Origin of the sequence: Streptomyces sp. NPDC086554 (assembly GCF_040686095.1) — a bacterium.
GTDB lineage: Bacteria > Actinomycetota > Actinomycetes > Streptomycetales > Streptomycetaceae > Streptomyces.
The window spans coordinates 186,232-206,415 of record NZ_JBFBJK010000004.1 but is presented as its reverse complement, the minus strand read 5'-3'; the positions used below and the strand labels follow the sequence as shown (position 1 = coordinate 206,415).

The following is a 20,184-nucleotide window of genomic DNA, read 5'->3' as shown; positions in this document are numbered from 1 at the left end:
TCAGAAGAGTGTGCCTTCTTCGGGCCCCTCCAGCTCCTTCAGCAGCTCCGGGCCGTTGTTGCGTACGTTGCTGACCGCCGTCGACACCGGGTAGGCCCGCATCAGGCCGTGCGGCGGCGGCTCCAGAAGCGGTCGCAGGTCGTCGACGTCCGTGCGGGACGGGTCGAGCCAGGCGTCCCAGCGGTCCGGCGTCAGCATCAGCGGCATCCGCGGGTGGATGTCGGCCAGCGAGCGCGGGCCCTCCTTGGGCGCGACCGCCAGGGGCGTGGCTTCCGCCTCCGTGGTGATCACCGTGCAGGTCACCCACCAGGCCAGGGGGTGCTCGTCGGGCAGTGTCTTGTCGCGCCAGAATTCGTAGAGCCCCGCCATGGCGAAGACCGAGCCGTCGGCGGGCGTCACGAAGTACGGCTGCTTGCGCGGCCGCTTCTTCTTGCCCTCGACCTCCAGTTCCCGCTCGCCGGCGGCGGTGACCCACTCGTAGTAGCCGTCCGCCGGGATGACGCAGCGGCGGGCGGCGAAGGCCCGGCGGTAGGAGGGCTTCTCGTACACGGTCTCGGCGCGCGCGTTGATCATCCGGGCGCCGCCCTCGGGCGTCTTGGCCCAGGACGGCACGAGGCCCCACTTGAGCGTGCGCAGCTGGCGAACCGGGCGGGGGTCATCGGCGTCTTTAAGGGGGCGGTCCAGGACCGCGTAGACCTCTTTGGTGGGGGCCACGTTGTAATCGGCGGCCAGCGCCTCCTCGGGCTCCCACTTCTCGATCTCAAAGATTCCTGCGAGATCCTCGGGCTTACGACTCGATGCATACCGTCCGCACATACGTGCCAGACTGCCAGACCCCGTACGTCAGAAGGAGCCGGTCGAAGCAATGCAGAGCACCGCGAACGCCAGCTTGGCCGACCTCTGGGACCGGGTCTTCGGTACGCAGGCCGCGCCCGACGAGTGGCTGGTGATCGTCACCGGCGTCGTCGCCCTCGCCGTCGTCGTCCCGCACGGCGTCTGGCGGGTCGCCCGCAACGCGATCACCATCGCGCACGAGGGCGGCCACGGCCTGATCGCTCTGCTGACGGGGCGCCGCCTCGACGGCATCCGGCTGCACTCCGACACCAGCGGCCTCACCGTCAGCCGCGGCAAGCCCACCGGCATCGGCATGATCCTCACCGCCGCCGCGGGCTACACGGCGCCGCCGCTGCTCGGCCTCGGCGGCGCCGCGCTGCTTGCCGCCGACCGCATCACGGCCTTCCTGTGGATCGCCACAGCACTGCTCCTCGTGATGCTGGTGATGATCCGCAACGCGTACGGCGCCCTCACCATGGTCATCACCGGCGGCGCCTTCCTGCTGGTCTCCTGGCTGACCAGCTCGCAGGTGCAGGCGGCGTTCGCGTACGTGGTGGTGTGGTTCCTGCTCCTCGGCGGCGTGCGTCCCGCCTTCGAGCTGCAGTCCAAGCGCAGGCGCGGTGGGGCGGGCGACTCGGACGCGGACCAGCTGTCGCGGCTCACGCACGTCCCGGCGGGGATGTGGCTCTTCCTCTTCCACGCCGTCTCGCTGTGCTCACTGATAGGCGGAGGGCGCTGGCTGCTCGGTCTGTGAGAAGTTCCGCGGGGTTCCGAGAGGCCCAGGAGGGCTCTGGCCTCTACCAGTTCGCTGTTTCGCCTGGGTTTCGCCACATTTGATCAAGATCTGGCGTCACCGTGAGCCACTAAAGTGTGGGCATGACCGTGAACCCAGCGCACAGCACCCTCTGGCCAGCCCCGCACGCGAGCGGAGCCGTCGCCGCGACGGTCCATGTGCCCGGGTCCAAATCGGTCACCAACCGTGCCCTCGTCCTCGCCGCCCTCGCCGCCGAGCCGGGCTGGCTGCGCCGCCCGCTGCGCTCCCGCGACACGCTCCTGATGGCGGGCGCCCTGCGCGCCATGGGCGTCGGCATCGAGGAGGGCGTGGGGCCCGACGGTTCGGGCGAGGCCTGGCGCGTGATCCCCTCCGGTCTGCACGGCCCGGCCACGGTCGACGTCGGCAACGCGGGCACGGTCATGCGCTTCCTGCCGCCGGTCGCGGCCCTGGCCGAGGGCCCGATCCGCTTCGACGGCGACCCCCGTTCCTACGAGCGTCCGCTGAACGGCGTGATCGACGGCCTGCGCGCCCTCGGCGCCCGTATCGACGACGACAGCCGTGGCGCCCTCCCGCTGACCGTGCACGGCGGCGGTGGCATCGACGGCGGCCCGGTCGAGATCGACGCCTCTTCCTCCTCCCAGTTCGTGAGCGCCCTGCTGCTCTCGGGCCCGCGCTTCAACCAGGGCGTCGAGGTACGCCACACCGGCTCCGCGCTGCCCTCCATGCCGCACATCCGGATGACCGTCGACATGCTCCGCGCGATCGGCGCCCAGGTGGACACCCCGGAGTCGGGCGGTGAGCCGAACGTGTGGCGGGTCACCCCCGGCGCGCTGCTCGGCCGCGACCTGACCGTCGAGCCGGACCTCTCCAACGCCCAGCCGTTCCTCGCGGCGGCCCTGGTCACCGGCGGCACGGTCACCATCCCCGACTGGCCCGCGCACACCACACAGCCCGGCGACGCGCTGCGCCGGATCTTCACGGAGATGGGCGGCTCCTGCGAGCTGACCGAGCAAGGCCTGGTGTTCACCGGCTCCGGCTCGATCCACGGCATCGACGTGGACCTGAGCGAGGTCGGCGAGCTCACCCCCGGCATCGCGGCCGTCGCGGCCCTCGCCGACTCCCCCTCGACGCTGCGCGGCGTCGCCCACCTGCGCCTCCACGAGACGGACCGCCTGGCGGCCCTCACCAAGGAGATCAACGAACTGGGCGGTGACGTCACCGAGACCGCCGACGGCCTGCACATCCGCCCGCGCCGCCTGCACGGCGGGATCTTCCACACGTACGACGACCACCGCATGGCCACCGCCGGCGCCATCATCGGCCTCGCGGTGGAGGGCGTACAGATCGAGAATGTCGCGACGACGGCGAAGACGCTGCCCGACTTCCCCGACCTGTGGACCGGAATGCTCGGGAACTGACGGGCTGATCCAGACATGCGCCGCTACGGAAAGAACCCCGACGAGGACGACATCCGCGTCCGCCCCAACCGCAAGGGCAACCGCCCCCGCACCCACATCAGGCCCAAGCACGAGGACGCGGCCGAGGGCATGGTCCTCACCGTCGACCGGGGGCGTCTGACCGTCCTGGTCGACGACCGGATCGTGATGGCGATGAAGGCCCGTGAACTGGGGCGCAAGGCCGCCGTGGTGGGCGACCACGTCGCGGTCGTCGGGGATCTGTCCGGCAAGAAGGACACCCTCGCGCGGATCGTGCGCATCGAGCCGCGCAAGTCGGTGCTTCGCCGCACGGCCGACGACGACGATCCGTACGAGCGTGTGGTCGTCGCCAACGCCGACCAGCTGGCCATCGTCACCGCCCTCGCCGACCCGGAGCCGCGCACGCGCCTGATCGACCGCTGCATCGTGGCGGCGTACGACGGCGGTCTCACGCCGCTCCTCGTCCTGACCAAGTCCGACCTGGCGTCCGCCGACAAGATCCTGGAGACCTACTCCACGCTCGACATGCCCTACGTCGTCACCAGCCGCGAGGAGTTCACCGACGACGCGGAGCTCGCCCGGGTGCACGAGGTGCTCGACGGCAAGATCACCGCGTTCGTCGGCCACTCCGGAGTGGGCAAGACAACGCTGGTGAACGCGCTGGTCCCGGAGGGCCGCCGCCGCTCGACGGGCCATGTCAACGCCGTCACGGGCCGCGGCAGGCACACCACGACGTCCGCGCTCGCCCTCCCCCTCGAAGGCTCCGACAGCTGGGTCATCGACACCCCGGGCGTACGGTCCTTCGGCCTGCACCACGTCGACCCGTCCCGCGTCATCCTCGCCTTCCCCGACCTGGTGCCGGGCACGGAGGGCTGCCCGCGCGCGTGCAGCCACGACGAGCCGGACTGCGCCCTGGACCAGTGGGTGGCGGACGGGCACGCGGATCCCGCGCGTCTTTACTCACTGCGCAGGCTGCTCGCGACGCGGGAGCGACGCGAGGGCGACTGACCTCACCGTTGTTTGCGCCCCGGGCACAGCGGCAAGTGCATAATCGCACCAAGCCTGATCCAAGCCAGGCGAAGCGGTCACGGAACGTTCAGTTGCGGGAGGCAGATACATGGCGTGGCTGCTGGTCATCGTCGCCGGGTTCCTGGAGACCGGTTTCGCGGTCTGCCTGAAGCTCTCGCACGGCTTCACCCGGCTCTGGCCCACGATCACCTTCGCCGCCTTCGCACTCGGCAGCTTCGGCCTGCTCACCCTCGCCCTGCGCAAGCTCGACGTGGGTCCGGCGTACGCGGTCTGGACGGGCATCGGCGCCGCGGGCACCGCGATCTACGGAATGATCTTCCTCGGCGACGTGGTCTCCACCCTCAAGCTCGTCTCGATCTCGCTGGTCATCGTCGGCGTCATCGGCCTCCAGCTCTCGGGCTCCGCGCACTGACACCGGGCGCCGCTCACGGATTGCTCCACAGACCGAGGACCCCGCGCACCAGCTCCACCGGGTCCTCGCCCTTCGGCGAGGGCGCGATGACGTACGAAAGCGCCATCCGCACGGCACTCTCGCAGGCCATGGCCAGCTCTTCCGTGTCCTTCGGCCGTGCCCTGCCGTTCAGCGCGTGCACCGCCTTGTCCCTTACGAGGGCGAGCAGTTCGGCGGGCGTCGGGACACCGGCGTCCGCGCGACGCTGTGCGGGCACGGGCGACGAGGAGACTCCGGGGCGGCTCGGCGCGGGCAGGCGTTCGCTCCAGCAGCCGGTGAGCATGGCCCGCACCAGGGCGTTCCCGCGCGCGGCGCCGATCGTCCAGGAGGTCACGGCGGCGAGCCGGTCCACGGGTCCGCCCTCCGCGGCGAGCGCGCGCTCCACTCCGTGCAGATACTGGTCGGTCTCGCGCCTCAGCAGGGCGCGTGCGAGGCCGTCCTTGCTGCCGAACTCGTTGTAGAGGGTCTGCCGGGACACCCCGGCCACCGCCGCGACGTCCACCATGCGCACCCCCGGCCACGGGCGGCGGGCGAGCGCCGTATAGGCCGCGTCCAGTAAGGATTCCCGAGCTGCAGGCATCGTCGCCTCCATGGGCCGAGCGGCTCTGCGGCCAGAGTTGACGCGCTCGGGGGCACTGTCAATAGCTCCGGCGCGACCCCGCACCGTATGCGTCATGTCCCGGAATGGCCCGGACATACGGCGCTGTGGCTCAGGCAGATCGAGATCGATACTGTTCACCCATGCCCGACTACCACGATGATCTGCGTCTCGCCCACGTCCTCGCGGACGCCGCCGACGCCGCGACGATGGACCGGTTCAAGGCCCTCGACCTGAAGGTCGAGACCAAGCCGGACATGACGCCGGTGAGCGAGGCCGACAAAGCGGCCGAGGAGTTGATCCGCTCCTCGCTGCAGCGCGCCAGGCCGCGCGACGCGATCCTCGGCGAGGAGTACGGCATCGAGGGCACGGGCCCGCGCCGCTGGGTGATCGACCCGATCGACGGCACCAAGAACTACGTACGCGGCGTCCCGGTCTGGGCCACGCTGATCTCCCTGATGGAGGCTGGCGAGGGCGGCTATCAGCCGGTGGTCGGCGTCGTCTCGGCGCCCGCGCTCGGCCGCCGCTGGTGGGCGGCGAAGGGCGGCGGCGCGTACACCGGGCGCAGCCTGACCTCCGCGACGCGGCTCAAGGTCTCCAAGGTCTCGCGGATGCAGGACGCGTCGTTCGCGTACTCCTCACTCACGGGCTGGGAGGAGCAGGGCCGCCTCGACGGCTTCATGGACCTCACGCGCGCGGTCTGGCGCACCCGCGGCTACGGCGACTTCTGGCCGTACATGATGGTCGCCGAGGGCTCGGTCGACATCTGCGCGGAGCCCGAGCTCTCCCTCTGGGACATGGCGGCGAACGCGATCATCGTGACGGAGGCGGGCGGCACCTTCACCGGCCTCGACGGCACCCCCGGCCCGCACAGCGGCAACGCGGCGGCGTCGAACGGCCTGCTCCACGACGAGCTGCTCGGATACCTCAACCAGCGCTACTGAGGCATCTCACCCAGCACTGCTGAGGGCGTACGCCACACGGGTGCACGCCCTGAACCGGCAGCACGCGCCCCCTTGTTGACGACCCGCATGGCTGCGAGTCTGAGAGTCCCCCCACTTGTGAACTTGTGAATCGCTTCTCGTAGCGATCCACCCAGGAGGTGGCTCAAGCCCATGCTCGTCCGCGACGCCATGAGCACGATGGTTCTGACCATCGGCCCCGCCCACACTCTGCGCCAGGCGGCCCGGCTGATGTCGACGCGCCGCGTCGGCGCGGCCGTCGTCCTCGACCCCGACACCTGCGGCCTGGGAATCCTGACCGAGCGCGACGTCCTCATCTCGCTGGGCGCGGGGCAGAACCCCGACATCGAGACCGCGGGCACCCACACCACGACCGACGTCGTCTTCGCCACCCCGGCGTGGACCCTGGAGGAGGCCGCGGACGCCATGTCGCACGGCGGCTTCCGGCACCTGATCGTGATGGACGACAACGAACCGGCCGGCATCGTCTCCGTCCGCGACATCATCCGCTGCTGGGCACCGAACCGCAGGGGCACACCGACGCTGACGGCCTGAGCTGCACTTCTTTCGGATACGGAAGGCGGGCCGGACCCCCGAAGGGATCCGGCCCGCCTTTTCTCCCTACGACAAACCCCGTCAGCCGCGAAGGGCCTGGACCGCGGCCTCCAAGCGCTTGCCGAAGTCACCGTCCGCCTGGCGGAAGTTGTTGATGGCGCGCTCGGCGATGTCGTCGCGCGAGACACCCGCGATGTTGCCCGCGAGGTTCTCGATCAGCCGCGCCTTCTCGTCCTCGGACATCAGGCGGTAGAGGTTGCCCGCCTGCACGAAGTCGTCGTCCTCGGCGTGCGAGGGGGCGGCGTGGTTGCCGGTCCCACCGGTGACGGCGGACGTCACCCACAGCGGCCGGTCCGTCTGGAAGGGACCACCGAAGGAGTTCGGCTCATAGTTCTTCGCGCCCTTGTGGCGGCCGTCGTACAGGAAGCCGTCACGCGAGTTGGTGCGTGCCTCGGTGGCGTGCGGGCGGTTCACCGGCAGGTGGTCGGCGTTGATGCCGACGCGGTAGCGGTGCGCGTCGCCGTACGCGAAGAGCCGGCCCTGGAGCATCTTGTCGGGCGAGGGCCCGATGCCCGGCACGAAGTGCGCGGGCGAGAAGATCGCCTGCTCCACCTCGGCGAAGATGTTCTCCGGGTTGCGGTTGAGCTCCAGCTTGCCGATCTCGATCGGCGGGTAGTCCTCGTGCGGCCACACCTTGGTGAGGTCGAACGGGTTGAAGCGGTAGTTCGCCGCGTCGGCCGCCGGCATGATCTGCACCTGCACGGTCCAGGTCGGGAAGTCGCCGCGCTCGATGGCCTCGCGCAGGTCGCGCTGGTGGGAGTCGGGGTCCTCACCGGCGAGCTTCGCGGCGTCGGCCGCCGTCAGGTTCTCGATCCCCTGGTCGGTCTTGAAGTGGTACTTGACCCAGAAGACCTCGCCCGCCTCGTTGTTCCACTGGAACGTGTGCGAGCTGAAGCCGTCCATGTGGCGGTAGGAGGCCGGGATGCCACGGTCGCCGAAGAGCCAGGTCACCTGGTGCGTGGTCTCGGGGCTCAGGCCCCAGAAGTCCCACACGTTGTCGGCTTCCTGCGAGCCCGTGTACGGGTCGCGCTTCTGCGTGTGGATGAAGTCGGGGAACTTGATGGCGTCCCTGATGAAGAAGATCGGGGTGTTGTTGCCGACGAGGTCGTAGTTCCCCTCCTCCGTGTAGAACTTCAGCGAGAAGCCGCGCGGGTCGCGCACCGCGTCGGCCGCGCCGAGGTTTCCGGCCACGGTGGAGAAGCGAAGGAACGTCTCGGTCTGCTTGCCGACCTCAGAGAGGAACTTCGCACGCGTCCACTGCGAGACATCGCGGGTGAGCGTGAACGTGCCGTACGCACCGGCGCCGCGTGCGTGCACGATGCGCTCCGGGATGCGTTCACGGTTGAAGTGCGCGAGCTTCTCGAGCAGCAGCTGGTCCTGGATCAGCATCGGCCCGCCGACGCCCGCGGTCTCGCTGTTCTGGTTGTCGGCGACCGGCGCGCCGGCCTCCGTGGTGAGCGGTCCCTGCGTCACGTGCGCCTCCTGCGTATTTCCTGCAAGTCCTGTCCCTTGGCGTTTGCCGTACTCGATCCTACGATAGACTTTGTCTAAGTCAAGTAAGCATCCAAAGTCACACCTGTTCGGGACCTGGTCCCGCCCCCTGTTAGGCTGGCCCTTATGAGTGACCTCCTGGAACGACTGCGCGGACGCGGCTGGCGCATGACCGCACAGCGACGCGTCGTGGCCGAGGTCCTCGACGGCGAGCATGTCCACCTGACGGCCGACGAGGTGCACGCCCGTGCCGTGGACAAGCTGCCCGAGATCTCCCGGGCGACGGTCTACAACACGCTGGGCGAGCTGGTGACCCTCGGCGAGGTCCTCGAGGTCTCGACGGACCGCAGGGCCAAGCGGTACGACCCGAACGCGCACACCCCTCACCAGCACCTGGTCTGCGCCAAATGCGGCACGATCCGAGACGTCCACCCCACGGGCAACCCCCTGACCAGCCTCCCCGACTCAGAACGCTTCGGCTTCACGGTCGAGGGAGTAGAGGTCACATACAGGGGCACGTGCCCCAACTGCGCGGCGGCGTAGCACTTCTTACGTACGTTCTCGAAGCCCCCCGGCGCCGATCGACGCCGGGGGGCTTCGAGTTTGCCGGCCTGTCGGTCTGCCGGTCTGTCGGTTTGTGGGCAGGCGTTCCGCATTCATGCCGCCCGCTCGGTTTGTGGGCAGGCGTTCCGCACGGCGGAACGGGTGGGCACAAACCGACCACGGTCCGCAGGCAAGAGCGAATCCCAGCCAGGGCATACCTCTTCCAAGAACTGACGGTGCGTCATATTCTCGGCGGCGCCCAACATCCGCCTGCCCTCCGCAAGGAGACCCCGTGGGAGATCCGCACCCCAAACTAGAAGCCCACGCCCTGACAAGAACCTTCGGCCGCGGCGCCAAAGCCGTGGACGCCCTAGGCCCGGTAGACCTGAAGATCGCCCCCGGCGAGTTCACCTGCATAGTCGGCCCCTCCGGCTGCGGAAAATCAACGCTCCTCCGCATAGCCGCAGGCCTGCTCCGGCCCAGCAAGGGCCAGCTCAAGATCCGCACCGCGGACCCGCGCCCGGCCGCGATGATCTTCCAGGACTACGGCATCTACGACTGGAAAACCGTCCAGGCAAACGTCAGATTCGGCCTGGACATCCAGAAGGCCCCCCGCCGCGAGGCGAACGCCCGCGCCACGGCCTTGCTGACCCGCCTCGGCCTCGCCGACTTCGCGGACGCCTACCCCGCCACCCTCTCCGGCGGCATGCGCCAACGCGTAGCCATCGCCCGCGCCCTGGCCGTGGAGCCCGAGATCCTCCTGATGGACGAGCCCTTCGCGGCCCTGGACGCCCAGCTCCGCACGATCCTCCAGGACGAACTCCTCGACCTCACCCAGACCACCCGCACCACCACCCTCTTCATCACCCACAGCCTCGAAGAGGCGATCGTGCTCGGCGACCGCGTACTCGTCATGTCGGCCCGCCCCGGCCGCATCATCGCCGAACACCGCCCGCCGTTCCCCCGCCCCCGCACCGGCGACATCCGCTCCACCCCTGAATTCGCCGCCCTCAAGAGCGAGTTGTGGGAACTCCTGCGCGGCGAGGTCCGCCGAGAGGCGGTCCCGGCATGAGCGCGGACACCGGGGACGTACGCGATGACGACGTACGCACCGTGGACAAGAAACCGGAGCCGGAAGAAGGTGTCCTGGTAAGACGCCCCGGCCCGCAGGAGCTCCACCCCACCCGCACCCACCGCAGACGCCGCGCCCTGGAGCTCGGCCTCGCCGTCGCCGTCCCGCTCGCCCTGGTCCTCCTCTGGCAGCTCGCCGCCACCCAGGGCTTGATCGACGACCGCGTCTACCCCGCGCCCCAGACGATCGTCGAGGACGGCTGGGAACGCGCGGCCGACGGCGAGCTGTGGCCCGACGTCTGGGCCACCCTCAAGCGAGTACTCGCCGGATACGCGATCGGGACCGTCACGGGCTACGCCCTCGGCCTGCTCATGGGTTCCCTCCCACTCGTACGCGCCGCGCTCGAACCGCTCCTGGACGCCCTGTACGTCGTACCGAAACTGGCGCTCCTGCCCGTCTTCCTGAACATGTTCGGCCTCGGCGAGGGCCCGCAGATCGCGCTCGTCGCGGTCACCGTCTTCTTCTTCGTCTGGATCTCGACCATGGCGGCGGTGCTCGCCGTGCCGTCCGGACACCGCGACGCGGGCCAGGTCTTCGGGGCGTCGCCCTGGCAGATGTTCCGCCACGTCCTGCTGCCCGCCTCACTGCCCGCGGTTCTGGTCGGCGCCCGGATCGCGGCGGGCGTCGCGGTCCTCGTCATCGTCGCGTCGGAACAGATCGCGGCGGCGGACGGCCTGGGCCACCTCATCTTCGACTCGCGGGCGCTGTTCCAGAACGACGTGATGTTCGTCGGCATCGTCTGCGTCGCCGTCCTCGGCGTCGTCTTCTCCGAACTGGTGCGGATCGCGGGCCGGTTGCTCACCCCGTGGGCACCGCGCGACCGAGGCAGAAGCCAGTCATGACCGTACGTACGAATGTGCTCGGAGGCCCCATGCGTACCCGCACCCGTACCACCGCTCTGACCACCCTGCTGGTGGCGGGCTCGCTGCTCGCCGCCGCGGGCTGCGCGAAGGAGGACGACACCACGGACTCATCGCCGGCCGCCAAGCCGCGCACGGTCAAGGCCGTTCCCGGCTGCGGCAAGGGCAGTTGGACCGACCCGACGGACCTGGCACCGGATCGGAAACCGGCCCGCTGCGACAAGGGCGCACCCGCCCCGCAGCCCCTCAAGAAGGAACGCAGCCTGACCATCGCGACCGGAACGCTCAGCGCGGAGTACGTCGCACCGCTCCAAATGGCCGTGAAGAAGGGCGAGTTCAAGAAGGAGGGCCTGGACGTCCACCTCAAGGTGCTGCCGACCCCCGACGCGCTCCCCCTCCTCGCCAAGGGAGACATCGACGCCCAGTGGGCCGCCCCCGAGGCCGCCGTGATGAACGGCATCACCAGCGGTTTCACCATCAAGTGGGCGGCCGGCAACTTCTCCCCCGACCCGAAGTCCAGGAGCGGCCTGTGGGTGAAGCTGAAGAAGGGCGAGAGCGCGGACCACGTACCGATGGCCGGCCGGAAACTCGGCACCATGATCGGCAAGGGCTCGGTCATCTCGTACCCCATGGGCAAGGCCCTGAAGAAGCACGGCGGCGGCCTCGACAAGATCCAGTTCCAGCAGCTCGGCTCCGCGGACGTCCTGACCGCCCTCCAGAACGGCGGCACCGACTCCGCCTGGCTCCTGGACCCGGTCTGGCGCAAGGTCGACGGCGACAAGCGGTACGCCTTCCTGGGCGGCCAGCCCCAGGGCGAACCCCTCGGCGGCCTCCTGTTCGGCCCCAACCTCCTGACCGAGGACCCGGACGCGGGCGTGGCACTGCTCCGCGCGTACATCAGGACGGTGAACACCTACTTCGCCGGCGACTACAAGGCGGACAAGGCCTTCGTCTCCGAACTGGCGAAGCTCCTGAAGACCGACGAGTCGGTCCTGAAGTCGACTCCGTCACTCCGCATGGACTGGGAGATCCGCTCGGGCACGACGGACCGGCTCCAGGACGCGTACGAGGCCGCGGGCGTCGCCGAGGGCGACAAGGTCCCGGAGGAGAAGGCGGTGGACCGCAAGCTGTACGGGGAGGCGGTGGGCCACAAGTAACGCCGAAGGCCCGGAACCTCAAGAGGTTCCGGGCCTTCGGTTTCAGTAGCGGGGACAGGATTTGAACCTGCGACCTCTGGGTTATGAGCCCAGCGAGCTACCGAGCTGCTCCACCCCGCGTCGGTAAACGCAACTCTACGTCAAGCCCACGACCAGCGCAAATCTGCTTCCGCGCCTTGCTGCGGGCAGGCGTGGCCGCCCTCGCTGTGGGCAGCCATTCCGCACGGCGGAACCCACCCAGGCCGCCCGGTCTGTGGGCAGGCGTTCCGCAGGGCGGAACGGGTGGGCACAGCCCACCCACCGGCCTGCACCCGCCCGACAACGCCAAGGTACAAAACGCCAAGGTACAAACAGCGTGGGCGAGCTAAGCAGTCAGTTCCTGCTGAAGCGCCTCGCGCAACCGAGCCGCCCGCTCACTGACCTCAGCGGGCCCAAGATCAACCGCCCGGGAAGCCCACCGCTGCCCCTCCACCAGCTGCCCGCGCCGAGCGTAAAGCAGCGCAAGCCGAAGCGCCGCCCGCCCATGCCCCGCGTCAGCGGCCCGCGTCCACCACAGCGCGGCCTCGGGCTCACTGCCCTCACGAGCAAGCAGCAGCCCCAAGTTGAACGCCCCGTTCCGGCTGCCCGCCTCGGCGGCAAGGCGGTACCACCGAGCCGCCTCGACGACGTCCCCGCGCCCGGCGGCCAGCATCCCGACCCGCACCTGCGCGCGCCGATGCCCCTGCTCGGCGGCCCGCTCGTACCACTCCTCGCACTCGGTCTTCTCGGCAGCGGGCTCCCCGAGCGCGGGCGGGCCCGCAGGAGGCCGCCGCGCGTCCAGCACGGTGCCGAGCCGGTACGCCGCCTCCGCGCTGCCGCCACCGGCCGCGCACCGCAGATGCCGCTCGGCGTCCTGCTCGTCGCCCTCGCGCAGCCGCGCCGTGCCGACCTGCAGCGCGGCCTCCGTGTGCCCGGCGGCCGCCGCACGCTCGTACCAGGGCAGGGCGGAGCCCTCGTCGTCACGGGACGCGTACAGGATCCCGAGGTTGAAGGCCGCGTCCACGCTGCCCGCCTCCGCCGCCTTGGAGAACCACGGCTCGGCACCCGCCGCGTCGCCGCCCTGCAGAAGCAGCACGGCGAGCGCGTTGGCCGCCTCGCGGTGGCCGGCGTACGCGGCACGCCTGTACCACTGGTCGGCCTGCGCGGTCCGCCCCTGCTCGGCGCAGAGCAGCCCGAGGTTGTAGGCGCCGTTCACATCGCCCGCGTCCATGGCCGCGCGGTACCACCGCTCGGCAGTCTGGGTCTCGCCCCGCTCGGCGTGCAGCGCGCCCAGCGCGTTCGCGGCGTTCCCGTCCCCGTCCTGGGCGGCTTTCAGCCACCAGACGGCGGCGCTCTCCGTGTCGCCGGCGTCCCGCAGCAGGAAGCCGAGGGCACAGGCGGCGCGCGCCTCGCCGTCCTTCGCGGAGTTCAGGTACCAGCGGCCCGCCTCCTTCAGCTCGCCGCGCTGCTCCAGGATCGCGCCGAGGTGCAGCGCGGCACGCCGGTGCCCGCGCGCGGCCGCCTGGCGGTACCACTGCTCGGCCTCCGCAGCGGCGGACCGTACGCCTTCGTCTTCGGCAGGCTCGGCGGACTCGATGGGCCCGACGCGCTCGGCGGCGGCCCGCCGGTCAAGGGCGCGGGCGATCCGGTACGCGGCCTCACGGTGCCCGCGCTCGGCGGATGCCCGCATCCAGCGCTCGGCACCCGCGTCACCGCGGTGCTCGAGGAGATCGGCGAGGGCGTACGCCCCCAGCGCGTGGCCCTGCTCGGCGGACTGCCGCAGCCAGTACTCGGCCGCCGGCTCGTCGCCGCGCTCGCGGTGGTGCCGCCCGAGCGCGTGCGCGGCCGCGGCGGATCCGGCGACGGCGGCGACCCGCCACCAGCCGGCCGCCTCCTCTGCGTATCCACGCTGGTGGAGCAGGACTCCGAGGTTGTTGGCCGCCGCGCGGTCGCCCTCCGCGGTCGCCGCGCGCAGCATCGATTCGGCCCCGTCGAGATCGCCGCGGCGCAGCAGAAGGCTTCCCAGGACGCTCATCGCGTCGACATCTCCGGCCTCGGCGGCGAGCCGATGGCGCAACTCTTCGGCGGCCGCCCCGGGATCCTCCCGGTCGGCCGGCTGCACAAACCGCCCTGTCTCCAACAGAGTTGCCTTGTCCCCCATAACGTCCATCGTCGCACCACCTGCAACCTGGGTACACCTGGTATACCGCAGCCAGTGAGGTCACTTCAGCGTTTTGTCGACATGCCCACAGAGAGATAAGTGAAACACAGATTCCCCAACTCCCCCCGGCCGGAGCACGCTTCGCACAGAACAGCGCACGCCGGCACGGCACCACGGGCACATGACGAAGGCCCGGATCCGATAAGGATCCGGGCCTTCGTCTTCTAGTAGCGGGGACAGGATTTGAACCTGCGACCTCTGGGTTATGAGCCCAGCGAGCTACCGAGCTGCTCCACCCCGCGCCGTTGTGTTGAAACAGTACCACGGCGCGGGGTCGGTGCTTTACCGCTGGTCAGCCGCCCTTGTTGTTGCCCTTCGGCTCCTTGGCCTGGGCGTCCTCGGCTCGCTGTAGCGCCTCCTCGAGGTCCTTCTGCGCCTTGCCGTACGCCTCCCAGTCGCCGTCCTTCAACGCCTTCTGGCCGTCCTCGAAGGCCTTCTGGGCGTCATCGAGCGCCGCCTGGACCGTCGGGTTGTCGGACTTCGGCGGCTCGGGCTTCTCCTCGTCGCCCGGTGGTGGCTCCTCGACCGGTGGCGCGCCGTCCTTGCCGAACACCTGGTTCAAGGCCTCCTCCAAGGTGTTCTCGAAGGCGATCTTGCTGCCGTAGGTGACGAGGACCTTCTTGAGAAGTGGGTACTTGAGCCCGCCACCCTTCACGTAGACGGGTTCCACATAGAGCAGGCCGCCGTCCAACGGCACGGTCAGCAGATTGCCGTAGTCGACCTCTGAGTCACCGCCCTTCAGAAGCCTGATCTGCTCGGCGATGTCCTCGTTGGAGTTGAACTTGCTCTGTACCTGCTTTGGTCCGTCGACCGTTCTGCTTGACGGCATCTTCAGTATTCTGATCTTGCCGTAATCGCTGGTCCCGGCCTCGGCGTTGACCGCCATGAAGGCGCTCAGGTTGTCCCGGCCGTTGGGCGTGAAGGACGTCGTCAGCGAGAAGTCCTGCTTCTTCTGGTCCGGCATCTTCATGCTCAGGTAGTACGGCGGGACGGCGCTGCCCGACTTGTTCGTCGGGTCGTCGGGCACCTGCCACACCTCACTGCCACTGAGGAACGTCTCGGCGTCCTTCACGTGGTAGCGGCTGAGCAGCTCGCGCTGCACCTTGAACAGGTCCTGCGGATACCGCATGTGGTCCATCAGGTCCTGCGAGATCTCACTCTTGTCCTTGACCGTGCCCGGGAACGCGTTGCGCCAGGTCTTGAGGACCGGGTCCTTGGTGTCCCACTCGTAGAGCTTGACCTCGCCGGTGTACGCGTCGACGGTCGCCTTCACCGAGTTGCGGATGTAGTTGACCTGGTTCTGCTGGGCCACCACCGCACGCTGGTTGTTGGCCGCGGTCAGCGAGTCGGCCGTGGTGTCGCCCAGCGTCGTACGCGAAGCGTAGGGATAGCCGTTGGTGGTGGTGTAGGCGTCGACGATCCACTGGATCTTGTTGCCGACCACCGCCGGATAGGCGTCGCCGTCGATGGTGAGCCAGGGAGCCACCGCCTCGACGCGGTCCTTGGGCGTGCGGTTGTAGAGGATCCGCGAACCCTCGCCGATCGCTCCGGAGTAGAGCATCTGCGGCTCACCGAACGACACCGCGTACGCGGCCCTGTTGATCGGGTTGGAGAGATTGACGCCGCTGTCGCCCTTGTAGCTCGTCGTCTTCTCGCCGCTGTCGTCGGAGTAGTCGATCTCCTTCTGCGGGCCGCCGACGATCGAGTACTGCGTCGTCTTCTCGCCGTAGTAGATCCGCTGCTCGTACGACCCGAGATTGCCCTTGGAGGGCAGGTCGGACTCGGTGAAGACCGGTCGTCCCTGGCTGTCCGCCTCGGTGCCCTTGGCCGCGACCACGCCGTACCCGTGGGTGTAGCGGAAGTGGTCGTTGATCCAGTTGTTCTTGGGCACGCCGTCGAGGTTCAGCTCGCGCAGGCCGATGACCGTGTCCTGGTCCTTGCCGTCCTTGCTGTAGCGGTCGACGTCCAGGTTCGACGGGAAGCCGTAGTAGTTCTTCATCTGCTGCAGCTGCTGGAACGTCGGCGAGACGATGTTCGGGTCGAGCAGCCGGACGCTCGCGGCGCCGTTCGCGTCGTCGCGCAGCTTCGTCTGGTCGGCCGTCCTGCTGACGCCGGGGTACTCCTTGACCTCGGTGCCGCCGATGCCGTACGCCGCGCGGGTGGCCTTGAGGTTCTTCTCCACGTACGGAGATTCCTTGGCCTGCTCGTTCGGCTGGACCTGGAACTTCTGCACGATGGCCGGGTACAGACCGCCGATGAGGATGGCGGAGAGCACCATCAGGCCGAAGCCGATGACCGGCAGCTGCCAGGTGCGCCGCCACAGCGTCGCGAAGAACAGCAGGGCGCAGATGACGGCGATGCAGAACAGGATCGTCTTCGCCGGCAGATACGCGTTCGCGTCCACGTAGCGCAGGCCCGTCCAGTTGCCCGTCGCCTTGAAGTCACTGGACTTCACCGCGAGGCCGTACCGGTCGAGCCAGTAGGCCACGGCCTTGAGCGTCACGAAGATGCCGAGCAGCACCGACAGATGGCCCGTCGACGCCGCCGTCGCCCGCGCGCCGGGGCTGGTGATCCGCAGCCCGCCGTACAGGTAGTGCGTGAGCGCGGCGGCGATCAGCGAGAGCACAGTGGCCGCGAAGCCGAAGCCGAGCAGGAAGCGGTACCAGGGAAGGTCGAACGCGAAGAACGACACGTCCATGTGGAACTGCGGGTCCTTCTGACCGAAGGAGACGCCGTTCACCCACATCAGCCACGTGCGCCACTGGCCCGCGGCGGACGCGCCCGCGATCAGGCCGACCAGCGTGGCGATGCCGAACAGCAGCCACTTCTTGTACGGCGCGATGCTCATGCGGTACCGGTCGAGGCTCTGCTGCTCCATCGACATGGCGCTCAGCGGCGGGCGCAGCCGGTGCGCCAGCCAGATGTTCACGCCGACCGCGGCCGCCATGAGCAGGCCGAAGACGAAGAACAGGCCTACCTTGGTCCACAGGGTCGTCGTGAAGACCGACGAATAGTTGACCGAGCGGTACCAGAGCCAGTCCGTCCAGAACCCCGCGAACATGACGAAGAGCATGGCCAGTACGGCCAGGATGCCCAGTGTCATGAGCAGGGTCCGGACGCGACGGGACGGTCGGCCCACTCTGATCCGTGGCCCCGTCGGGCCTCCGCCGCGGTCCGGCATCTGGAAAGCCAAGGTGCGCACCTCGAAGTTCGATGTTGATTCTGTTGATCCGTCAGGGCCCGGTGATCGTGGACCCACACCTATGCAACTTACTCACGCTTTACTCGGTTCCCGTTTCTCGGGACTAACGAGGCAGGATTGTGACCATGTCCAACACTCCCATGGCAGCGAGCCCCCTCACCCGTGCCGTGCTCGAGATCGACGAGTACGCGTCCGGCCTGGGCTGGGACCGGCCCGCCCGCCTCTTCGCGCTCGTCGACACGGCGCGACTGCGCACCCAAGAACCCGGCCTCGCCTCGCAGCTCGGCCTCGACAACTCCCCGGAAGACACCGGCCTCACCCCCATCGAGCAGGAGGAGCTACCCGAGGGCAAGCCGCTCGACGAGTTCCTCGGCACCATCGCCTGGCCGGACGCGGTGGCGGGCTGCGCGCTCACCGTGGAGCGCATGATGCTGCCGCCGTCCGCGGAGACCTCCGTCCCGGAGGGGCTCAGCGAGGGCCGGCTCGCGAAGTGGGTGGCTGAGCACCCGGACCGTCAGGAGGTCCGCATGACGGTCGCGGTGCTGCGTGACGGTGCGCGCGAGTCGGCCCTGCGGCTGCGCGAGAAGGACTCCGCGACGGAGGTCCTCACGGGCTCCGACCTGGTCCCGGGCCTCGCGGACGCGCTGGCGGCGACGTTCGCCGAGTAACGCGGCGCTCATGCGTGTGCGCCGCCGCCGGGTTCTCCGGCGGCGGCGCAGTCGTCTGTCACTTCTTGGCGGTGCACTGCGGCAGGTCCGCGGTGTCGCCCTTGCGGATGTCCTTGAGGGCGTCCACCGCGTTGTCGATGGTGTCCACCTTGACCAGCGTGAGCCCGTCGGGGATGTCCTTGGCCGCGGTGGCGCAGTTGTCCTTCGGCGTCAGGAAGTACTCGGCGCCCTTGTCGCGCGCGCCGACGGTCTTCATCTCGATGCCGCCGATCGGGCCGACCTTGCCGCTGTCGTCGATGGTGCCGGTGCCCGCCACGAACTTGCCTCCGGTGAGGTCGTCCGGGGTCAGCTTGTCGACGATGCCGAGCGCGAACATCAGTCCGGCGCTGGGGCCGCCGACGTCCGCCAGCTTGATGTCGATGGTGAACGGGAAGGTGTGGTCGGTGCCCGCCTGGATGCCGACGATCGCGCGGCCGTCCTTCGCCTTCTCCGTGGTGATCTCGACGTCGTCGGTCTCCGTCGGCTCCTTGCCGGCCTTCTCCGCCGCGGCCGCCTCCTTGACCGGGACGACGCTGAAGACGACGTTCTGGCCCGGCTTGTGCTTGGTGACCAGCTTGGCGACGTCCGTCATCTCCTTCACGGGCGTGCCGTCGACCTTCTTGATGACGTCGCCCGCGTGCAGCTTGCCCTCGGCGGGGCTCTTCTTGAAGACGGTGGAGACGACGACCTGCGACTTCACCGGGAGGTCCAGCTCCCGCAGCGCCGCGACCTTGGCGCTCTCCTGGGACTGGCTGAACTCCTCCGCGTTCTCCTGGGACGACTGCTGCTCCGTCTTGCCGTCCGGGTAGAGGGTGTCGTGCGGCACGACGATGTTGTCGTGGGCCAGCCAGCCGTAGACGGCCTCCGCGATGTTCATGTTGTAGTCGGCGCTCGTGACCCGGACCGTGGTCATGTTCAGGTGACCGGTCGTCGGGTACGTCTTGTGGCCGGAGATCTGCAGCACCGGCTCGCCGCCGTGGTCGCCGAGGGTGTTCACCGTGGGGCCCGGGGACATCTCCGCGTACGGAACTTTGATCAGGACTCCCGCGCAGAGCAGCGCGATCAGCATCAGGGTGGAGGCGAGCATCGTCGCGGTGCGGCGTGGCATGGAACGACAGTACGGGACCTGTCTGTCAGTGCACCCCTGGGGCCAGTCCGTACGAGGGCGTCAAGCTCCGGGGAGCGCCATCGGGTCCACCAGGCCCCTCAGTGCAACTTCTCCATGGCCTTGCGGAAGGCCGCGTAGCCATTGAGTTCCGTGACGTCGCCCGTCTTGCCCGACTTGCGGTTACGAGTGGCCCAGCCACCCCAAAGACCCGCACCGACAGCCGCCGCAAGCGGAATCAGCAACCAGGCAAGTGATGCCATGTCGACCTCCCGACCCCATGAGCGACCGCAACTGACTGATCAGCAGATTAACCATCCGCTCCATCAACGCTCACGCCAGGGGTCGGGTTACGCAACCGGAAGCTCGCGGGCCAACTGGCTTTGCAGAAGGGACGACAGACTCAAGCGTCGGACTCCGTCCGCCTCGGCCACCGCAGCGCTCAGCAGGCGCCGACCCACTCCTCTTGCCCGTCGGAGAAGCGCTGGTGCTTCCAGATCGGCACCTCGTGCTTGAGGTCGTCGATCAGCTTGCGGCAGGCGGCGAAGGCCTCCCCGCGGTGCGGGCAGGAGACGGCGACGACGACCGCCAGATCACCCACCGCCAGGTCACCGACGCGGTGGACGGCGGCAAGGGCACGTACCGGGAATTCCGCGACGACCTTCTCGGCCACTCGGCGCATCTCGGCCTCGGCCGTGGGGTGGGTCGAGTACCCCAGCTCGTCGACATCCGCGCCGCCGTCGTGATTGCGCACGGTCCCCACGAAGAGCGCCGTGCCGCCGGCGGCGTCGTCACCGACGGCCCGGAACACCTCGTCCAGGGAGAGCGGGGTGTCACGGATCGCCAGAAGCCGGATCGGATCCTGGCCGGCCTGCTCGCCGGGGTGCTCGTTCGTGGTGCGTGCCATACGGCCATCGTGCCGCACGGCACGGACATCACGGAATACCGCTTTCCCCCGGCACGCGCGCGTACCGCTTTGGAGATCCCTACAGTCCACCCGTCTCCGTTACGGGCAGGCGTTCCGCCTGTACTCGCTGTGCGCAGGGCA

19 protein-coding genes and 2 tRNA genes are annotated in these 20,184 nt (G+C 69.2%); 11 read left to right on the top strand and 10 right to left on the bottom strand.

The genetic code is table 11. The features are described from left to right. Positions 1 to 816 (bottom strand): SOS response-associated peptidase, encoded by an 816-nt coding sequence (locus tag AB0O76_RS08185; RefSeq protein ID WP_365486677.1) that lies wholly within the window; start codon positions 814 to 816, stop codon positions 1 to 3. A 49-nt stretch (positions 817 to 865) separates the two neighbouring features. On the opposite strand from AB0O76_RS08185, the gene AB0O76_RS08180 reads away from it, so the two are divergent. The 4 genes from AB0O76_RS08180 (at position 866) to AB0O76_RS08165 (ending at position 4,486) form a co-directional block, all read left to right on the top strand. Beyond that, the gene (locus tag AB0O76_RS08180) at positions 866 to 1,588 is read left to right on the top strand and encodes a M50 family metallopeptidase (protein WP_365486675.1); all 723 of its coding nucleotides are present in this window, start codon (positions 866 to 868) and stop codon (positions 1,586 to 1,588) included. Positions 1,589 to 1,710: 122 nt separating this feature from the next. Next, positions 1,711 to 3,027 (top strand): 3-phosphoshikimate 1-carboxyvinyltransferase, encoded by a 1,317-nt coding sequence (gene aroA / locus AB0O76_RS08175; protein ID WP_365486673.1) that lies wholly within the window; start codon positions 1,711 to 1,713, stop codon positions 3,025 to 3,027. A gap of 15 nt (positions 3,028 to 3,042) precedes the next feature. Next, positions 3,043 to 4,053, top strand: a complete 1,011-nt coding sequence (gene rsgA / locus AB0O76_RS08170; RefSeq protein ID WP_365486671.1) for a ribosome small subunit-dependent GTPase A — start codon at positions 3,043 to 3,045, stop codon at positions 4,051 to 4,053. 109 nt (positions 4,054 to 4,162) lie between these two features. After that, positions 4,163 to 4,486 (top strand): multidrug efflux SMR transporter, encoded by a 324-nt coding sequence (locus AB0O76_RS08165; protein ID WP_160507132.1) that lies wholly within the window; start codon positions 4,163 to 4,165, stop codon positions 4,484 to 4,486. Positions 4,487 to 4,499: 13 nt separating this feature from the next. On the opposite strand, the gene AB0O76_RS08160 is transcribed toward AB0O76_RS08165, so the two are convergent. Further along, positions 4,500 to 5,105: a TetR/AcrR family transcriptional regulator gene (locus tag AB0O76_RS08160; RefSeq protein WP_365486669.1), complete on the bottom strand. Its 606-nt coding sequence runs from the start codon at positions 5,103 to 5,105 to the stop codon at positions 4,500 to 4,502. Between the two features lie 161 nt (positions 5,106 to 5,266). On the opposite strand from AB0O76_RS08160, the gene hisN reads away from it, so the two are divergent. Next, positions 5,267 to 6,067: a histidinol-phosphatase gene (gene hisN / locus AB0O76_RS08155; protein WP_365486667.1), complete on the top strand. Its 801-nt coding sequence runs from the start codon at positions 5,267 to 5,269 to the stop codon at positions 6,065 to 6,067. A gap of 171 nt (positions 6,068 to 6,238) precedes the next feature. After that, positions 6,239 to 6,640 (top strand): CBS domain-containing protein, encoded by a 402-nt coding sequence (locus AB0O76_RS08150; RefSeq protein WP_365486665.1) that lies wholly within the window; start codon positions 6,239 to 6,241, stop codon positions 6,638 to 6,640. Positions 6,641 to 6,721: 81 nt separating this feature from the next. Here the strand turns inward: AB0O76_RS08150 and AB0O76_RS08145 are convergent, their stop codons facing one another. Further along, entirely contained in the window at positions 6,722 to 8,173 is a 1,452-nt protein-coding gene (locus AB0O76_RS08145; RefSeq protein ID WP_365486663.1) for a catalase, read from the bottom strand. 144 nt (positions 8,174 to 8,317) lie between these two features. Here AB0O76_RS08145 and AB0O76_RS08140 point away from each other — a divergent pair, with 144 nt between their 5' ends. The 4 genes from AB0O76_RS08140 (at position 8,318) to AB0O76_RS08125 (ending at position 11,883) form a co-directional block, all read left to right on the top strand. Continuing rightward, positions 8,318 to 8,734: a Fur family transcriptional regulator gene (locus tag AB0O76_RS08140; RefSeq protein ID WP_365486661.1), complete on the top strand. Its 417-nt coding sequence runs from the start codon at positions 8,318 to 8,320 to the stop codon at positions 8,732 to 8,734. A gap of 292 nt (positions 8,735 to 9,026) precedes the next feature. Further along, entirely contained in the window at positions 9,027 to 9,806 is a 780-nt protein-coding gene (locus tag AB0O76_RS08135) for an ABC transporter ATP-binding protein (RefSeq protein WP_365486659.1), read from the top strand. Then, positions 9,803 to 10,708 carry an ABC transporter permease gene (locus AB0O76_RS08130; protein ID WP_365486657.1) on the top strand — a complete coding sequence of 302 codons (906 nt, stop codon included), beginning with the start codon at positions 9,803 to 9,805 and terminating at the stop codon, positions 10,706 to 10,708. The genes AB0O76_RS08135 and AB0O76_RS08130 overlap by 4 nt, the downstream gene beginning before the upstream one ends. A 29-nt stretch (positions 10,709 to 10,737) precedes the next feature. Next, positions 10,738 to 11,883, top strand: coding sequence for an ABC transporter substrate-binding protein (locus AB0O76_RS08125; RefSeq protein WP_365487085.1), 1,146 nt, complete (start codon positions 10,738 to 10,740; stop codon positions 11,881 to 11,883). Positions 11,884 to 11,929: 46 nt separating this feature from the next. On the opposite strand, the gene AB0O76_RS08120 is transcribed toward AB0O76_RS08125, so the two are convergent. From AB0O76_RS08120 to AB0O76_RS08105, 4 genes are all read right to left on the bottom strand, one after another. Next, a tRNA-Met gene (locus tag AB0O76_RS08120) sits at positions 11,930 to 12,003 on the bottom strand. 244 nt (positions 12,004 to 12,247) lie between these two features. Then, a complete protein-coding gene (locus AB0O76_RS08115) occupies positions 12,248 to 14,071 on the bottom strand; it encodes a sel1 repeat family protein (protein ID WP_365486655.1) in 1,824 nt (607 codons plus the stop codon). 219 nt (positions 14,072 to 14,290) lie between these two features. Further along, positions 14,291 to 14,364: transfer RNA gene (locus tag AB0O76_RS08110), tRNA-Met, on the bottom strand. 50 nt (positions 14,365 to 14,414) lie between these two features. Next, entirely contained in the window at positions 14,415 to 17,303 is a 2,889-nt protein-coding gene (locus AB0O76_RS08105; RefSeq protein WP_365487083.1) for a UPF0182 family protein, read from the bottom strand. Between the two features lie 146 nt (positions 17,304 to 17,449). Between AB0O76_RS08105 and AB0O76_RS08100 the strand changes: the two genes are divergently transcribed. After that, positions 17,450 to 17,992, top strand: a complete 543-nt coding sequence (locus tag AB0O76_RS08100; protein WP_365486653.1) for a PPA1309 family protein — start codon at positions 17,450 to 17,452, stop codon at positions 17,990 to 17,992. Positions 17,993 to 18,050: 58 nt separating this feature from the next. Here AB0O76_RS08100 and AB0O76_RS08095 read toward each other — a convergent pair whose 3' ends face one another. The 3 genes from AB0O76_RS08095 to AB0O76_RS08085 all read right to left on the bottom strand — a co-directional run bounded on the left by AB0O76_RS08095 (position 18,051) and on the right by AB0O76_RS08085 (position 20,043). After that, positions 18,051 to 19,139 (bottom strand): PDZ domain-containing protein, encoded by a 1,089-nt coding sequence (locus AB0O76_RS08095; protein ID WP_365486651.1) that lies wholly within the window; start codon positions 19,137 to 19,139, stop codon positions 18,051 to 18,053. 98 nt (positions 19,140 to 19,237) lie between these two features. Continuing rightward, positions 19,238 to 19,399, bottom strand: coding sequence for a hypothetical protein (locus AB0O76_RS08090; RefSeq protein ID WP_365486649.1), 162 nt, complete (start codon positions 19,397 to 19,399; stop codon positions 19,238 to 19,240). A gap of 179 nt (positions 19,400 to 19,578) precedes the next feature. Then, entirely contained in the window at positions 19,579 to 20,043 is a 465-nt protein-coding gene (locus AB0O76_RS08085) for a molybdenum cofactor biosynthesis protein MoaE (protein WP_365486647.1), read from the bottom strand. Positions 20,044 to 20,184: the final 141 nt, after the last annotated feature.

Excerpts from the sequence above, each read along its gene's own strand:
- rsgA (WP_365486671.1), top strand. The coding sequence starts at position 3,043 with ATGCGCCGCTACGGAAAGAACCCCGACGAGGACGACATCCGCGTCCGC.
- AB0O76_RS08095 (WP_365486651.1), bottom strand. The coding sequence starts at position 19,139 with ATGCCACGCCGCACCGCGACGATGCTCGCCTCCACCCTGATGCTGATC.
- AB0O76_RS08105 (WP_365487083.1), bottom strand. The coding sequence starts at position 17,303 with ATGCCGGACCGCGGCGGAGGCCCGACGGGGCCACGGATCAGAGTGGGC.
- AB0O76_RS08115 (WP_365486655.1), bottom strand. The coding sequence starts at position 14,071 with ATGGACGTTATGGGGGACAAGGCAACTCTGTTGGAGACAGGGCGGTTT.
- AB0O76_RS08150 (WP_365486665.1), top strand. The coding sequence starts at position 6,239 with ATGCTCGTCCGCGACGCCATGAGCACGATGGTTCTGACCATCGGCCCC.
- AB0O76_RS08160 (WP_365486669.1), bottom strand. The coding sequence starts at position 5,105 with ATGCCTGCAGCTCGGGAATCCTTACTGGACGCGGCCTATACGGCGCTC.
- AB0O76_RS08100 (WP_365486653.1), top strand. The coding sequence starts at position 17,450 with ATGTCCAACACTCCCATGGCAGCGAGCCCCCTCACCCGTGCCGTGCTC.
- AB0O76_RS08090 (WP_365486649.1), bottom strand. The coding sequence starts at position 19,399 with ATGGCATCACTTGCCTGGTTGCTGATTCCGCTTGCGGCGGCTGTCGGT.
- AB0O76_RS08125 (WP_365487085.1), top strand. The coding sequence starts at position 10,738 with ATGCGTACCCGCACCCGTACCACCGCTCTGACCACCCTGCTGGTGGCG.
- hisN (WP_365486667.1), top strand. The coding sequence starts at position 5,267 with ATGCCCGACTACCACGATGATCTGCGTCTCGCCCACGTCCTCGCGGAC.
- AB0O76_RS08165 (WP_160507132.1), top strand. The coding sequence starts at position 4,163 with ATGGCGTGGCTGCTGGTCATCGTCGCCGGGTTCCTGGAGACCGGTTTC.
- AB0O76_RS08185 (WP_365486677.1), bottom strand. The coding sequence starts at position 816 with ATGTGCGGACGGTATGCATCGAGTCGTAAGCCCGAGGATCTCGCAGGA.
- AB0O76_RS08130 (WP_365486657.1), top strand. The coding sequence starts at position 9,803 with ATGAGCGCGGACACCGGGGACGTACGCGATGACGACGTACGCACCGTG.
- AB0O76_RS08180 (WP_365486675.1), top strand. The coding sequence starts at position 866 with ATGCAGAGCACCGCGAACGCCAGCTTGGCCGACCTCTGGGACCGGGTC.
- AB0O76_RS08085 (WP_365486647.1), bottom strand. The coding sequence starts at position 20,043 with ATGGCACGCACCACGAACGAGCACCCCGGCGAGCAGGCCGGCCAGGAT.
- aroA (WP_365486673.1), top strand. The coding sequence starts at position 1,711 with ATGACCGTGAACCCAGCGCACAGCACCCTCTGGCCAGCCCCGCACGCG.
- AB0O76_RS08140 (WP_365486661.1), top strand. The coding sequence starts at position 8,318 with ATGAGTGACCTCCTGGAACGACTGCGCGGACGCGGCTGGCGCATGACC.